Below are 15,659 nucleotides of genomic sequence, written 5' to 3'. Positions count from 1 at the left end.
ATTCGTGTCATTGATATCGGGTGGTGTTCACATGGCCGATGTGGCCTGTCCCATCACGCCGGTCGTCAGTGTGAGCCGCGGATGAAGCGATGAAAAGTCCTTGGCGTAAATATGCGCAAACTTGGCGACTTTCCGCCTTCTCGGCAATGCGCTGGTCGTCTAGTTTCGTGAGGGCGGAACCCGCAGGCCTGAATGGCGTCGTAGATAGCGCTGTTCGACATGTTCGGACGATGAAGGTTCGCAATTTCGGAGACTTGATTTGTTGAGCGGTTGAGTGTGTTCCGATCTGTACGTTGTAGTGAGGTTTGCTCGAACCGTACCGCCGTTGATGACGAGATATCCTGCACGACTGGAGCATTGGAGGTTCTCCACAAACATTCACTGATGGTTCCGTGTCAGCTTCCATCTTCCGGTCACGAGCCACCTGTATACCTTTGACTGTGGCGGAGTACCCGAAAACAACTGAGCCACAACGAGAGTCGCTGGTTCGTTGCACATCCAGTGCCTGGCGATCCTGTTCGTGGCGAGGGCGTCTCCGTATGCACTCAACGGGTGAACAACCGGTATTCGATGCAACAAGAAGGGATTGGCTATGGCTGCCACAGAAGAAGAGATCGTCTCCGGTATCGCAGAGATCGTGGAGGAGGTGACCGGTATCGAGGCATCCGAGGTAACCCTCGGGAAATCGTTCATCGAGGACCTGTATATCGACTCGCTGTCGCTGGTGGAGATCGCGGTGCAGCTCGAGGACAAGTACAGCGTCAAGATCCCCGACGAGGATTTGACCACGCTGCGGACCGTCGGTGACGCGGTGGCGTACGTGCAGCGCCTGGAGGTCGAGAACGCCGGGCTCGCAGCGGAATTGAAGGCCAAGTACATCGAAGGTCACGCGGAATGATGGGCGAAACGATGATCAATCCTTTCAGTGCGAACGGTAACTTTCCCAGTGTCGTCGTCACTAGCGTCGCGGCGACTACGCCGATCGCCGGCGACGTCGATGCGAGCTGGAAGGGCCTGCTCAACGGCGAGAGCGGCATCGACGTTCTTGAGGACGACTTCATTACCGAGTTCGACCTCCCGGTCCGAATCGGCGGGCATTTAAAGGTTTCGCCGGACACGCTGCTCAGCCGCGTGGAGATCCGCCGCATGTCGTATGTGGAGCGACTGGCGACGGTGCTGGGTCGCGAGGTGTGGAAGAACGCCGGTTCCCCGGAGGTTGACCAGCTGCGTCTGGGTGTGTCGATCGGCACGGGTCTCGGTGGCGCAGACGCGCTCATCGACTCGGTCGATAAGATGAAAGCCGGTGGCTATCGCAAGATTTCGCCGCTCGCCGTACAGATGATCATGCCGAACGGTCCAGCGGCGGTGGTCGGGTTGGAACTCGGTGCGAAGGCCGGGGTGATCACTCCGGTCTCGGCATGTTCATCCGGAGCAGAGGCCATCGCCAATGCCTGGCGCATGATCGTCATGGGTGACGCCGACATGGTCGTCACCGGTGGCGTCGAAGGCTTCATCGACGCCGTACCGATCGCGACCTTCTCGATGATGCGCGCCATGAGCACACGCAACGATGACCCGAAGGGCGCCTCGCGTCCCTTCGACAAGGATCGCGACGGCTTCGTCTTCGGTGAAGCCGGTGCCCTCATGGTCATCGAGACCGAGGAGCACGCCAAGGCTCGCGGCGCCACCATCCACGCCCGCCTCATGGGCGCGGGCGTCACCTCGGATGGCTTCCATCTGGTGGCGTCGGATCCGGAGGGGACCGGCATCGCGCGTGCAATGCAGCGGGCGATGCAGACTGCGGGCTTGTCTGCACAGGATGTCTCGCATGTGAACGCGCACGCGACTGCCACCTCCATAGGTGATATCTCCGAGGCGAAGGCACTACACAAAGCGGGTGTCGGCCACGCCTCGGTCTACGCGCCCAAGTCGGCCCTGGGTCACTCGATCGGCGCCGTCGGCGCCCTCGAGTCGGTACTGACTGTCCTGAGCATTCGGGACGGCATCGTCCCCCCGACGCTGAACCTCGATAACCAGGATCCGGAGATCGACCTCGATGTCGTGCACGGCGAAGCTCGCCGTCAGGACATCGAGTACGCGATCAATAACTCCTTCGCTTTCGGTGGGCACAATGTCGCGCTGACCTTCGGCCGGTACTGACGTGAACCAGTGATGCGACACACCTGCGCAGGTCTGTAAGGCAGGTGGTCCCGTCGGGGACTTCGGATGGAGATTCCGCACCCGAAACCCCGCCGGGACTTCGGCATCCACACTGGCTCTCAACCGGCGGGTTCGCCCACCAATACCGGTATTTGATCGCCATCAGGAGTGGTATTGGCGATGAGGCTCAGGCTGCAACTATCGGTTGTGTAGTTAGGGTCTGGCCGCTTCCCCGCATCGGTGCGATCGTGCGGTGTGACGGGACCGGCCTCGTTCCATGTGTCGTGGTCGATGGCGTGGGCGCCCAGGTCGAGCCGGTTACGACGTTCCTGCGGGATCTGCTTTTGGCCGATGCCAGCTGGCTGTGCACCGCGGGTACTCAGAACGAACGAGATCGAATTCCCTTGCCGCACGAACTGGTTGGCCGATGCCGCCGGTGAAAAACCGCTCATCGCCGCCGCAGCCGAGCACCAGCACCACGACACCCTGTTCATCGCCGACGCCGTTCCGAACACACACCCACGCTTCAGCCCCGAAGGACGCGACCTGATCGACAACCGTCTCGGACTCGACCAGCGATTGCGCGCCGGCGTCTGAGGTTGCCATCGAGGTCCGGACGACTCGCCCCGTCCGGACCCGGGTGGCACCGATCAGAACGGAGTGTCGCGGATCCGCGAGGGCCGGTAGCGGGTCGGGCCGGGCTGTGCGAGTTCGGCATCGATATCGACCTCGATCGCGCCTGAGAAGTGGATGTTCTCGCTGTACGCGGGGGATGCAGGCAAGCACTTCGTCGTCGATGCGTCGTCCGGTGCGGCGCATCCGCTCGACCGTGAGCCCGTAATGCTCTGTGGTCCAAGCGATTACCGCATTCGTGGCCAGGTTCAGGCATCGAGCTTGTTCGATGCGGGGCCTCGAGATGCCGGGCCCGGATCATGCCCTCGCGGTCGCAGAGTAGGGCGGAGGCGCAGCACGTGCGGGGATTGCCCTTGTTGAGCTGGCAGGTGATCTTGCGTCGATAGCCCGGATCGGACGTAGTTCGCGGCGTAAATGGTCCGTCGCAGGGCCTGTATCCCTTGCACGCGGCGGCCAGTCTGCCGCAGCCATCCAGTCCGCAACCGGCTTCCAACGGCGAGATCCTGAACTTGAGTAGTTCGTATGCAATTGACTACGCGAACCCTTGCGGCATTCTGGATCATCCCCATGACCAGCTCATATGCCTTCGAGGGCTGTGTTTGCGCCAGTGTTACACGTTAGGTGTTACCGACGGTTACCGGCACATACCTGTTCTCCAGGTCAGGCTACCCGAGCCGATCAACCCGCTTACCAGCGGATACCGAAGGCTTCCGTCAATCTGACTACAAATCTGACTACTCCGCGACCTGGAGACAACAATCACTCCGGCGCGTCGCAGGTCGACACGCCGAGGAGTTTTCGTCCTCAGCATCCATTCAGCAAACCCGACTGGAGTGCGGCATGAGCACACCCGAAACCTGCCCCGATTCCGAACTTCCGACCGACGATTCGATGACGCCGAATGGCCAACGCGGAGAGGGTGATTCCGGCCACAAAGCCTTTGTACCGACGGTGGGAGCGTGGGTGCGGGGGCCGTTCATGAGCACGGTCGACCGTGACGCTCTGGTCCGTCGTCACTTCGAGGAGTACGCGGCGGCCATCGCGATCGGTGAGGGGGCCAAGCGGGCGAGGCTGGAGCTGATCGCGAAGCTTCGGTCTGCTGTGCCCGAGTACTACACGCAGGAGAGGCTGGCCGAGCTGTCCGGCATGACGCAGCAGAACATCTCCTATCATCTCGGGAAGTAGATCGACAGGACCTCCGGCCCCAGCTACAGGTGTTAGTGCTGGGCATAGGAGTGATCGTCAGCCGGTCTGACGAAGACTTCGTCACAGACTGCTTCGACGAACTCACGCGATCCACCCTTCCTTGAAGTTCTGCACCGACATATGGCCAAGCCTGGTCTCTGCGCGATCCAAACTCGTTCAGAGACCAGGCCCCCGCGGCGAAATGGACACCCTCCTCGACATCGGTCTATGAGTGCCAAGATTGTCGATGCGATCGCTGAACAGACGAATTTGTCGAAGTCTGAGATCTTCAACATCGGCATCGATGTCCTGGCCTTCGTGAAGTCTGTTCTCGACCAGGGCGGCCGAATCGGTATCCGGCCCAAGGGGCGCGGTCGAAGTCGAAACCTGACCAGCGGCGAGCGCGTGGACGTGGTCGCAGCGATGTGGAAGACAGGGTTCAAGATCCGACCGAAGTTGTCCTGGTTGTGGACCTACAGGGGCAAAACGCCCAAAACAGATTTTTCAATACCACCACACCAGAATCGTCATGTAGACATAGCGGCATGCGCTTGAAGGAACCCGACAAAGCCCGCCCGTGCGGGCTCGGGCCTTCGTCTGCGCCGCCGCCCCCAAGTCTGTGGGAGCAGGGGTGGCCGGCGCTGTTCGCGTCGATGTTGGCTTGTGCCCGCCAGCGCCCGAGTCGGCGTATGCGCCCGAGCGATCTCCTGGACTTGCTGCTGTGGATCGCGGCAGTTCTGCTCTTCCTTCTCGGTTGCCTGTCGCGGCAACTGCGCGTCGACGCGCGCGTCGACGCCTTGCGCCAGCGTGGCGATCCTCCGGGCCAGATCGCCACGGCAACACCGCATATCGAGCGTGGCCCCACTTCCCAGGTTGGTTCTGAGCCCTAACCAACCTGCGGAAGATCGCGCGTGTGCGCGTCGTCCGTTGAATTACGGGAGACGACCATGTCCACCGGCACGTCCAACACTGTGTCGTTCGATTGGAATTACCCTGCTGGCTTCGCCCTGTGGCTGATCGCGTCGCTGATCGGCCTGTACTCCTTGTGCATTGTTTGCGCGTTGCTGGTCAGCCTGTTCGGGCGGACGGAAGACCAGTGCCAATCTGGCGAACGGATTCTCGACAAGCTGCTCACCAACCTTTACGACGTGCTGAGCCTGATCTGCGGCACTCTCACCACGATCGCCTCCCTTATCGGGTCGCCGCCGGACCAATCCTCCGGTGGGCCTGGCGAACTCGATGCGCGTGGTCCTGCCCCGAGCCCGCCTGCACCCTCCGGGCACAAGAAATCGGGTAACGGGCAGTGAGCCCCGCGGAACCGCATCCCAAGCGCCGGGCCGGGCGGCCTCGGGCTGCCAGTGATGCGCTGCTTGACCTCGTCGCCGACCTGCAGGCGAGCGGCATGTCCTTACGCGTCACGGCGCGGTGGCTAACCGATCAGAAGATCCCGACCCCCCGGAGGACGGAGCAGTGGGACCACTCCAACCTTCGTAACGTGCTGCGCACCGACAGCGCGAAGCAGTATCTGGCCCAGCGCACCCACGCAGGGAAAGCTTCCCCTGAAGTGCGGCCGAGTGCTCTCAAACCCCTTATTACTGGGGGTGATCTGGTGAACTCGCTCGACCTCGGAGAGTTCATCCACCCTGACCTGCGCGAGACGGGAGAAAAGCACACTGCCCCGTCCACAGCGTCGACGACAGGGGAGGGCAACTGGGTGGTCACGGCGCAGGGGCTGGGCGGCGCGCCGGGCCCGCGCCTCCTGGGCACGGTGCCGGAGCTGGATCACTACCTGGAACGACTCCTGTGCAAGCCCGGCGCGCTACCAGGGTCCACAGTGCTCGAAAAGGCCCGCGCCGCAGGCAAATTCACCCCTATCCGCGACCACTGGTGGGCCGCAGCCCGCACGGCACACGGTCTCCGCGACGGCACCCGGGCCCCGATCGAGGTTCTGTCTCTGCAGCACCGCCATCTTCGCCACAAACGCAAGCAAGGCGCGGACAAATGGCACGTCGACATGTTCATTCGAGCCCTGCGAACTGGGTTTTCAAGTTGGCGGAGGCTCCCGCCATGATGTGGTGCTCCGAGTCAGGCGAGCGGGGGAGCGCGGTGGAGGATGCGGCGCTACACGCCTGGGCGTCGCAGGTTCTTCTCGGCTGACAGCTGCCCGAGAACCGTGTGCTTCTGGTGGCGAGCGTGCCAGCTCTCCGCCAGGGCGCGGTCGGTGAACAGGACCAGTCCCCGAGCCGTTCTGGCGGTCAGGTCGACGGCGTCGAAGCCGCCGTAGGCCTGGACGAACTCCGTTGCGATGTCTTGGAAGCGCGGCCCGCGGAAGTACGAGATGTACGAATGGCGTAGCCGCGGGCCCTTGGCGCGCCGTCGCCGATGCCGAGCCGACTGCGGAGATCACGCGAATCCACACCGCCTCACGGAGCACCTACGGATCACCCCGGGTGCATGCCGAGTTCCGGGTCTGATTGGGAATCATGTTGGGGCGCAAGCGCGTCGAACGGCTCATGCGACAAGTTTGCGGTCTCGAAAGGCTTGCCTCACACGTAGTCGCGGAAAGCAACGATGTTCGAAGGATCCATTTGCACGTCGAGATATTCCGGCGGCGATTCGAGGAAGTGGTCACTCCTGACCTTTAGGCGCGTGCTGCCGACCTTTACGGTCACGACGGTGTATTCGCCGTAAAACACCTGTCCCAGGACTTGTGCCTTCCAGACGTTTGCGCGCCCGTTCATGGGCTCGGTGGAGATCGTGATCGCCCCAGGCCTGACGTAAATTGACGCTTGGTTGCCCGGCTCCAATCCTGTTCCTTCTGGCAGATACACCGACGGTGCTCCGTCGACCGAGAGAGCAAGCCTCGGGCCGCCGCCGTTCTCAGCGGTGACGACAGTGCCGGACATGCGGTTGGTCGTGCCGAGGAAGCTCGCTACGAAGCTCGTCGCGGGTTTGTTCCAGAGCTCGGCTGGCTTCCCGATCTGCTCGACCCTGCCGTCGTTCATCAGAACAACACGGGTCGACATCCCCAACGCCTCCTCCTGGTCGTGGGTCACCCAAATCGAGGTCAGCCCCATCCTTTGCTGCAGTTCGAGGATCTCGAGCTGCATGTCGTCCCTTAGTTGGGGATCCAGGTTGCTCAGCGGCTCGTCGAACAGGATGATTTTCGGCTTCGGAGCCAATGCGCGGGCGAGCGCGACGCGCTGCTGCTGCCCACCGCTCAATTGCGAGATCCTTTTGTCGCGATGGTCCCACAGTCGCACGTTCCGGAGCGTGAGCTCGACCTCGGTGGAGACCTCGGCACGAGAGAGACGCGCGCCGTGTAGGCCGAAGGCCACGTTCTCGAAGACGTTCATGTGTGGCCAGAGTGCGTAGTCCTGAAACACCATGGCAATGCCGCGCCGCTCCGGGGGGACGTTCACTGGGCGATGCCCGGAGGACCGATCCGACGAGAAGAGGACCGTGCCATCCAGTTCGATCCGGCCATGGTCGGGCGTCTCCAATCCGGCGATACACCGCAGTGTCGTGGTCTTGCCGCATCCGCTCGGACCCAACAGACTGATGAATTCGCCGCGCTCGACGTCCAGTTCGATCCGGCGCAGTCCGGAACCGTCACCACCGGCACGCTGGAAGGTCTTGCCCACGTTCTGAACAATCAGCAGCGCCACGAGTCGCCTCCGAATCGATCGATGGGTGCTCACAGCCTCATGTATCGACGACCGAGAGCGCTGATGCTGGCCACGAGGGCGAAGATGAGGGCGATGTATACGACGCACAACGCGAAGAGCTGGGCGAACTGCCCCTGGTAGCTCAGGCTCCAGATCACGACCGAAATCACCGGCTCACCCGGCGGATAGAGCACGAGTGACGCCGATATCTCCTTCATCGTGTGGTACAGCACGATGATGACGCCCGCCAAGATTCCCGGAAGGACGAGCGGAGTCACGATGCGGAGCATGACCCGTGGCCACCGTGCCCCAGATATCCGTCCGGCGTCCTCGAGCACCGGGTCGAGTTGCTGGAATGCGGTCACCGCGGCCCGCATGGAGTACGGCAGGAACAGGGCCACATAGGCAGCCAGCAGAATCCATTTGGTTCCGTAGAACACACCGCTTGTGCCGACCCAGGCCCACACCAGCGCGACTGCGAACACCATGTGCGGCACTGCGAGCGGTGACATCGAGAGGTACTCCACGAGCGTTCCCAACCATCCCTGACGTCTGACCACGATGTAGGCCAGCACCGCAGACAGGAAAGCGCACACGGTCGCGGCGAGGAAGGACAACAGCACGCTGTTGGTGATCGAGGTGAGTGCTCCTGGATAGCGGGCCATCAGCGCGTAGTTATCGATCGTCCACCCAGAACTGAAGGTGGTCGACAGGTATGGCTGGAGAGAGCCGATCACGAGCACCGCGACGGGCAGGACTACGGTGATCAGCGCAAAGCTCAGACACAGAGCGAGTCCCAGAAGTCTGAGGGCGCGTGAGGTCGTAGCGGACTCCGTGCTGTGCCGAGCACCGATGGTGGCCAGGTCGCGATGCGCCAGCCCGCGGACGATCACGCTCAGTGCGACGACGCTGAACATCGCTAGCACCACACCGAGCACCGCGGCACGACCCGTATCGAAGACTCCTTTGGTCGTGAGCTCGACGATCCGAAGCGCCACTACGTCGATGTGTGCCCGCACCCCAAGCACTCCGACGACAGCGAAATCCCCGAGGGTATTGATGAATACGATAAGGGCGGACGAAAGAATCGCGGGGCGGACCGCCGGCAGGAGGATCTCGTGCGCGACTCTGAACCGGCTGGCTCCGAGCAGACGCCCCGCCTCTTCCGAGGACTTGCTGACCGACAGCAGCGCCGGACGTAAATTGAGATAGACCACGGGAACGCTGTAGACCGACAGCACGCCGATCACTCCGCCCCACGAATAGATGTTGACGGCGGGAAGGCCCAGCGCAGCCAAGGGCGCGTTCAGGTATCCGGACCGAGGTGCAAGCAGGAACGACCAGGCGATCGCGCCGACGAACGCCGGTATATAGGCCGGGATGATTGTCACTGAGTCGAAGAACTTGGCCGCCGGCACATCCCACCGTGTGAGTGCGATCGCGAGGACAGCTCCTAATGCGAGTGCGATCGCGGTTACTGCCGCGGCGAGGAGCAAGCTGTTCCCCACGAGTTCGAGGAATTCTCCCGACAAGAGCACGTCGTAGTTCCGCAGGGTCCACAGGCCTGATTGGCCGGGAGGGGCCGACTGTAAGGACCCATAGACCAAGAAGGTCATGGGCATCACGACCAAGGGGAGCAGCACCGCGGCGGGGATCCACACCCTCACCCGGCTGAACCTGGTGCGCCATCGAGGTCGACTCAGCAGCTCGGTCCAACCCTGTCGGCTATTCGTTGAACGCTTCTTTCAAGAACGGCTTCATGGTGGCCTGCGCATCGACGAGATCCTGTGGATTGGGCAACGGGAAGAACTTTCCATCGGAGATGGTGGGCCGACCGGCTGGCTTCGATGGGATGCCGGGGAAGGTGCTCAGTTTCCCGGTCGATGCGGACAAGAGGGTGGCGGCGTCCTTCGATACCAGGAATTCCAAGAACTTTTCCGCCGCCTTGGGATGCGATGCGTTCGCAACGAGAGCGTTGTACTTCTGCGAGAACGTCGTGCCCTCGGGAGGGTAGGCGAACGCGAGCGGCGCGCCCTTTTCGATCTGTTGCCAGACCGCGTTGTCGTTGGTGATCCCACCGAGCTGATTGCCGACGATCACGTCGCTGACGCCTTGGCCGCTGCTGCTGGAGATCACCGGGTTGTTCTTGCCGAGCGTGGTCAGGAACTCCTTCCCGAGTGATGGCTGCTGCGCGATCTGGTAGTAGCCCTCGATGGAACTGTCGTTCGTGGAGATCGGGATGGAGAACTCGCCCTTCCAGTACGGGTCGAGAAAGGATTTGAAATCTGTCGGCGCGTGCCTCGCGTCCACTCGGTCGGTGTTGTAGAAGACACCCCACGACGACGCCTGGTTCGAGAACCAGTTCCCGCTCTTGCTGACGAAGACGGGGTCCTGCTCGGGCAAAGCCGTTGATACGCCCACCGGCAGCTTGGCGAGGACGCCCGCACTTTCGAGCTTGAGCACGCTCGGCGCCCCGGCGAAGGAGATCACATCAGCCGAAGCGACGTTGCTCGCTGACTCCGACAGCAGTCGCTGGGCGACGAACTCTGTGGCGAGCAGTACCACTTTGATACCGGTCTGCTTAGTGAACTCGCGAACGACGGGATCCACTTCCTGAGCGTCATCGTCCGTATACCAGGTCAGAGTGCCCTCGGTAGAGGTATCGGCTGCGGGCGGGCCCTGGGAACACGCCGTCAGGCTCGCTGCCAAGAGGAGTACGGCGATGGTCAGGCCACTTCTGCACAGCCGAACGGACATGGTGTTCCTTACATTTGGGGATTGCCGGAAGCGCCTCGTGCTGGCAACGGTGGAAATGCGGCAGGGTCGAACGAGTTCTCCACCGGGGGTAGCCCGAGGTTGTCGCGAAGTGTCGTTCCCTTGTATTCCGTTCGGAACAGTCCTCGACGTTGTAATTCAGGAACTAGCTCGTCCCGAATCAGCTTGAGCGTGAATGGGTTTATCGAAGCGCCGAGTACGAAGCCATCGCAAGCGCCGGTGGTGTACCACTCCTCCATGACGTCGGCGATCCGTGCCGCGGTGCCGATCAGAGCGGTGTTGCCCATGGTTGGCACGACACGTTGGTACATCTGCCGGATCGTGAGATTTTCGGCCTTGGCGATCGAATCGAGCTGTCCCCGTATCGAATTGCCGCCCACAACCGATGCGCTGAGGTCCGGCATCGCACCATCGATCGGATACCCGGTCAGGTCCTCGGAAACCGCCTTCGCGAGGAAGTCCGCGCCGATGTCGGGACTGATGAGCGAGTTCAGCTCGCTGTACAGACTCTCGGCCTCATGCTCGGTTCTGCCGATGTACACGGCCACCGAGACGATGACGCGCAGGTGGTCAGGGTTCCCGCCGAGCTCGGCTCGGCGAGACTTGAGGTCTGCGTAGAACTCTCGCGCCGCATCGACACTCGCCGCCGCTTCGAATATGCAATCCGCATGCCGGGCAGCCAAGCGCCTGCCCCCTTCGGACTGCCCAGCATGGAACAAGACCGGACGCCCCTGCGGACAGCGCGCGACGTTCAGCGGGCCTTTGACCGACAAATATCGTCCATTGAAGTCAGCGGTTCGCACCTTGGTCGCATCGAGGAACTGTCCCGTGTCCTTGCGCTCAACGAAGGCATCCTCGTCCCAGCTGTCCCACAGTGCCTTGCAGGCCGACACGAACTCCTCTGCGCGTGCATAGCGCTCATTGCGATCGGGGTGACGCTCGAGGCCGAAATTCTCGGAGTCGCCCGGATTCGATCCGGTGACGACGTTCCACGATGCCCGGCCGTTCGACAAATGATCGAGCGAGGCGAAGCGACGCGCTACCACCCAGGGCGACTCGTAGGTTGTGGACGCGGTTCCGACGAGTCCGATGTGCTTGGTGTGCTGCGAGATCGCCGACATCAGGGTGACGGGATCGTGGACGGTGGGACGAGCGGAGGGGGTATTGGCTTCGAACAAGCCCACCTTGTCCATGTTCCGCACACCGTTGCCGTCCGCGACGAACAGTGCGTCGAGCTTTGCCTGCTCGGCGATTTTCGCGACCTCGATCAAGACGTCCAGGCGCATGGCCGTGCGCTCCCAGGCCAATTCGTGACGCCATCCGGCGGGGTGGTAGCTGTTTCCCGTGAGCCAGGTGATGAGGTGCATCATGTCGCTACCCCTATTCGTCGGTACGTCTGCGAAAGCCCGTGCACCGCACGGTCAATCGCCAAGGCAGGTACCTACCACGTAGTCTGACGGAGCGACATCCTCCGGCACAAGTCCCCGTTGCGTCAGCCGTCGGGGACCAGCAGGACCGCACTACGACGGCGGCTCGGAGTTCGGAATCTGGGTGCGGGTCGTTGCCACCGACCGAAAGGACGGACATGTGACGAACTCCGCCACCGACGTACCCGAGGTGTCCAACACTGTGCTCAACGTGCTCCGTCGGGGGGACGTGGCGACGACGTTGTCGATCCGTCTCGTGCGGACTCCAGAGATCGTGTTCCTTGCCCGCGCCGCCGGATTCGACAGTGTCTTCGTCGACCTGGAGCACAGCACGATCACCGACGATGCCACCTCGCACATCAACATGACCGCGCTCGCGGCTGGAATCACGCCGCTCATCCATGTCCGCTCGGCTTACTCGGAGAGCATCGGAGCAAGTCTCGACGGCGGTGCGCTCGGAATCATTGTCCCGCATGTGGATTCCGTGCAGGACGCGACGGCGGCGGTGAAGGCCGCTCGCTACGCCCCGCGCGGTGAACGAGGCATCTCGTCTGCTCTGCCGTTCTTCGACTTCCGGACAGTGTCGTCGAACGCGGCAACCGCCGCGGTCGATGCGGCGACGCTCGTCATCGCAATGGTCGAGTCGCAGGCGGCGCTCGACCGGATCGACGAGATCGTGGCCGTCGACGGCATCGATATGCTGTTGATCGGTGCCAACGATCTCACAGCCGATATCGGTGTGCCAGGAGAGCACGGCAGCGAGAAGGCATGGGCGGCATACCGTCGCGTGATCGGCGCGGCCGAAGCTGCGGGCAAGTTCGCCGGCATCGGTGGCGTACCGATCGAAGGCGGTGTGCTGCGGGACGCCATCCAAGCGGGCATGAAGTTCGTTTCAGCGGGTCCCGAGATCCGCCACCTCGGGCGAGCCATCACGGCCTGGAACGACCAGTTGCGAAACGGCATCTGAAGGGCAGGACACTTTCCCCCGGGGGATCCGTGTCAGGTACTTATGATACGGGCGTCCTGGAATCCTTTGCGCCGCAACATCATCACCATGGAAGCTGGCGCGGTGCGAGCCACCGACAAAGCTCGAGCACCAACTTCGATGTGGCTTTCTGGATCTCCAACATCCATCGGCGTTGAAATCGACACGATGGAGAGTCCACTGAAAGTCCGGAAATACCGGGGGGTGCCACTACTGAGTGCCGGACGCACGCTGCTGCCGATGTCGGTGGGCCGATGGGGATGTACCTGGAGCGGATGTCCGTGATGTTTGGTGTCGTTGGTCCATAGTCAGGCGGTCGGCGGAGCGGCGGTCTGACTACACTCTCCGATCGGAGGTCGGCCTAGACTGGACGGTGTTCCCTTAGGTCCTGAGATGTGATCAACGGGCCGCAACCAGGGTGCAGAAAGACGGGCTATGCCGTCACTCAATGATCACGAGGTTGTCAGCGCACGATCAACCGGGGACTTCGGCGGCGATACCGCTTCGATGCGAGACACGTTGTCGCAGTTACGGTTACGTGCGTTGCTGGCTGAGACCCGTGACCGGATTGAGCAGATGATCGACACCCGCGACCGGTTGGACGGGCTGGTGGAGGCCATGTTGGCGGTGACCGCGGGGTTGGATCTGGACCAAACACTGCGCACCATCGTGCACACGGCGACCGTCCTGGTCGATGCGCGCTACGGTGCGCTGGGGGTGCGCGGGTACGACGATCAGCTCGAACGGTTTGTTCACGAAGGCATCGACGAGGCCACACGTGCCCGTATCGGTGAGCTGCCGCGCGGTCTTGGGGTGCTGGGCCTGCTGTTCACGCTGCCCAAACCGATCCGACTCGACGACCTTGCCCAGCACGCGACCTCGGTCGGATTCCCGCCGAATCATCCGCCTATGCACACCTTCCTCGGTGTACCGGTCCGTATCCGCAACGAGGTGTACGGCAACCTGTACCTCACAGAGAAGGCCGCCGGGCAGCCCTTCACCGAGGACGACGAGGTGATCGTGCAGGCACTCGCCTCGGCAGCCGGTGTTGCGGTCGACAACGCGCGCCTGTATCAATCTTCCCGAACCCAGCAATCGTGGATCTCCGCGATGCGCGACATCGCCACCGAATTCCTCGCCGACGCCGACCCCGGACAAGTCCTTGCCCACGTCGTGGAACACGCCCGCACGTTGACAGACTCTCGCCAAGCGGCGCTCGCGGTTCCCGCCGACACCGAAATCCCTTCCCCGGAGGTCACCGAACTCACCGTCACGCACTGGGCCGGGCCCGACACTGAACACCGCGAACAGGTGGTGCACGTGACCGCGACCGCAGTCGGCGACGCGTACACCCAGCACCGGCCGGTCCAACTCGGAGACCGCCGCACCCACCCCCTCGCCAACGCGATGCCCGGAACCGGCCCGGCATTGATCCTGCCGCTGGACACCCCCGACGCGATGCTCGGCGTGCTGATCGTCGTGCGGGATCCTCAACTGGGCCCCTACCCTGAAGAGACCGTCGAATTGGCCGCGGCTTTCGCTGTTCAGGCCGCGCTGGTCATGCAGATGGCCGACGTCCAGCATCGGCTGCGTGAACTCGACGTGGTCTCCGATCGCGACCGTATCGCCCGTGACCTGCACGACCACGTCATCCAGCGCCTGTTCGCCATCGGTTTGGGCGCGCAGGGCACCGCCGCTCGCGCCCGAGACCCCGCGATCCGACTGCGGGTCTCGAATATGGCCGACGACCTGCAGCAGGTCATCACCGAGATCCGCACCGCGATCTTCGACCTGCACGGCGGCGACAGCACCTCCACGCGGTTGCGGCAACGCCTCGAGGACGCGGTAGCCCAGCCGACCACCGACTCCGCCATCACCGCGCGACTGCGAGTGTCGGGTCCGCTGTCGGTGGTCGAGCCCACCCTTGCCGACCACGTCGAAGCCGTTGTGCGAGAAGCGGTCAGCAACGCCGTGCGCCACTCAGGCGCCAGTACCCTCACCGTCGAGATCACCGTCGCGGACGACGTCACCATCACCGTCGAAGACGACGGCCGTGGATTCGGTGACGACATCACCCCGAGCGGACTGGCCAACCTCACTCACCGTGCGCTGCACGCCGGTGGACAATTCATTTCCGGCCCCGCGCAACCCCATGGAACCCGTCTGCGCTGGACTGCGCCTCTAGCCTGACAATTCCGCCGTCGGCGTCCGGCGGTCCAACTGCTCTCGTTCGGTGGCGACCCCTCGTAGGGGCGATGGGGACCTAGAACACACCGATTTGTTGCAGGGCCGTCACGATGTTGCGACCCTCGTAGGGGCGATGGGGACCATGAGTAATGTCACCGCGACGCTGCGCATAGATGGGGTTGCGACCCCTCGTAGGGGCGATGGGGACTCCGCGAATACAAGCTGACATGGGAGATGCTGCCCGAGTTGCGACCCCTCGTAGGGGCGATGGGGACGCGGGCCAGCGCGGTCAGGTACAGGTTGGTGACATGTTGCGACCCCTCGTAGGGGCGATGGGGACAGGCGTATACCTTCACCATCACGGCGGGCGGCGGCAAGTTGCGACCCCTCGTAGGGGCGATGAGGACGATGATCTCGAAACTGGCCGCGTATTCGGCCGACAGTTGCGACCCCTCGTAGGGGCGATGGGGACACGTCCATTCCGGTACTGGCCAGTGTGAGCTGTATCGTTGCGACCCCTCGTAGGGGCGATGGGGACCCATGAGCTACCCATGCATCAACGCAACGTATTTGTTGCGACCCCTCGTAGGGGCGATGGGGACCGGACCCTCCCACGCGGCCGTGAAGCACTTCACGGTG

Annotated in this window: 13 protein-coding genes, 1 pseudogene and 1 CRISPR repeat array (1 of these 15 only partly in view); of the genes and pseudogenes, 8 read left to right on the top strand and 6 right to left on the bottom strand. The window is 62.9% G+C overall.

From position 1 onward, the window contains the following. Positions 1-592: 592 nt before the first annotated feature. Positions 593-898 (top strand): meromycolate extension acyl carrier protein AcpM, encoded by a 306-nt coding sequence (gene acpM, locus OHB26_RS00455; RefSeq protein ID WP_330182266.1) that lies wholly within the window; start codon positions 593-595, stop codon positions 896-898. 11 nt (positions 899-909) lie between these two features. Beyond that, positions 910-2,160 (top strand): KasA/KasB family beta-ketoacyl-ACP synthase, encoded by a 1,251-nt coding sequence (locus OHB26_RS00450; protein ID WP_330182265.1) that lies wholly within the window; start codon positions 910-912, stop codon positions 2,158-2,160. Positions 2,161-2,279: 119 nt separating this feature from the next. Here the strand turns inward: OHB26_RS00450 and OHB26_RS00445 are convergent, their stop codons facing one another. Next, positions 2,280-2,675 carry a hypothetical protein gene (locus OHB26_RS00445; RefSeq protein ID WP_330182264.1) on the bottom strand — a complete coding sequence of 132 codons (396 nt, stop codon included), beginning with the start codon at positions 2,673-2,675 and terminating at the stop codon, positions 2,280-2,282. Between the two features lie 135 nt (positions 2,676-2,810). Next, positions 2,811-3,293, bottom strand: a pseudogene (locus OHB26_RS39680) (Tn3 family transposase); the annotation flags it as partial. A gap of 340 nt (positions 3,294-3,633) precedes the next feature. Between OHB26_RS39680 and OHB26_RS00430 the strand changes: the two are divergent. The 4 genes from OHB26_RS00430 (at position 3,634) to OHB26_RS39675 (ending at position 6,049) form a co-directional block, all read left to right on the top strand. After that, positions 3,634-3,978, top strand: a complete 345-nt coding sequence (locus OHB26_RS00430; protein ID WP_330182262.1) for a hypothetical protein — start codon at positions 3,634-3,636, stop codon at positions 3,976-3,978. A gap of 228 nt (positions 3,979-4,206) precedes the next feature. Further along, positions 4,207-4,533, top strand: coding sequence for a hypothetical protein (locus OHB26_RS00425; protein ID WP_330182261.1), 327 nt, complete (start codon positions 4,207-4,209; stop codon positions 4,531-4,533). 392 nt (positions 4,534-4,925) lie between these two features. After that, positions 4,926-5,285 (top strand): hypothetical protein, encoded by a 360-nt coding sequence (locus tag OHB26_RS00420; RefSeq protein WP_330182260.1) that lies wholly within the window; start codon positions 4,926-4,928, stop codon positions 5,283-5,285. Next, the gene (locus tag OHB26_RS39675) at positions 5,282-6,049 is read left to right on the top strand and encodes a recombinase family protein (protein ID WP_442942821.1); all 768 of its coding nucleotides are present in this window, start codon (positions 5,282-5,284) and stop codon (positions 6,047-6,049) included. The genes OHB26_RS00420 and OHB26_RS39675 overlap by 4 nt, the downstream gene beginning before the upstream one ends. Positions 6,050-6,524: 475 nt before the next feature. Here the strand turns inward: OHB26_RS39675 and OHB26_RS00405 are convergent, their stop codons facing one another. The 4 genes from OHB26_RS00405 to OHB26_RS00390 are packed head-to-tail and all read right to left on the bottom strand — an operon-like array spanning position 6,525 to position 11,791. Next, positions 6,525-7,646 (bottom strand): ABC transporter ATP-binding protein, encoded by a 1,122-nt coding sequence (locus OHB26_RS00405; RefSeq protein WP_330182259.1) that lies wholly within the window; start codon positions 7,644-7,646, stop codon positions 6,525-6,527. 29 nt (positions 7,647-7,675) lie between these two features. Continuing rightward, positions 7,676-9,313 (bottom strand): ABC transporter permease, encoded by a 1,638-nt coding sequence (locus tag OHB26_RS00400; RefSeq protein WP_330182258.1) that lies wholly within the window; start codon positions 9,311-9,313, stop codon positions 7,676-7,678. Positions 9,314-9,371: 58 nt separating this feature from the next. Then, the gene (locus OHB26_RS00395) at positions 9,372-10,403 is read right to left on the bottom strand and encodes an ABC transporter substrate-binding protein (protein WP_330182257.1); all 1,032 of its coding nucleotides are present in this window, start codon (positions 10,401-10,403) and stop codon (positions 9,372-9,374) included. 8 nt (positions 10,404-10,411) lie between these two features. After that, positions 10,412-11,791, bottom strand: a complete 1,380-nt coding sequence (locus OHB26_RS00390; RefSeq protein WP_330182256.1) for an LLM class flavin-dependent oxidoreductase — start codon at positions 11,789-11,791, stop codon at positions 10,412-10,414. Positions 11,792-12,008: 217 nt separating this feature from the next. On the opposite strand from OHB26_RS00390, the gene OHB26_RS00385 reads away from it, so the two are divergent. Both OHB26_RS00385 and OHB26_RS00380 read left to right on the top strand, forming a co-directional pair. Then, positions 12,009-12,815, top strand: coding sequence for an HpcH/HpaI aldolase family protein (locus OHB26_RS00385; RefSeq protein ID WP_330182255.1), 807 nt, complete (start codon positions 12,009-12,011; stop codon positions 12,813-12,815). A 525-nt stretch (positions 12,816-13,340) separates the two neighbouring features. Continuing rightward, positions 13,341-15,023 (top strand): sensor histidine kinase, encoded by a 1,683-nt coding sequence (locus tag OHB26_RS00380; RefSeq protein WP_442942820.1) that lies wholly within the window; start codon positions 13,341-13,343, stop codon positions 15,021-15,023. Positions 15,024-15,198: 175 nt separating this feature from the next. After that, positions 15,199-15,659: a CRISPR direct-repeat array (repeat unit 30 nt; unit sequence GTTGCGACCCCTCGTAGGGGCGATGGGGAC) (it continues 765 nt past the right edge of the window).

It is taken from the genome of Nocardia sp. NBC_01503, from assembly GCF_036327755.1.
Taxonomy (GTDB): domain Bacteria; phylum Actinomycetota; class Actinomycetes; order Mycobacteriales; family Mycobacteriaceae; genus Nocardia.
The sequence above is the reverse complement of the archived record's forward strand: the minus strand, read 5'-3'. Positions and strand labels throughout refer to the sequence as shown.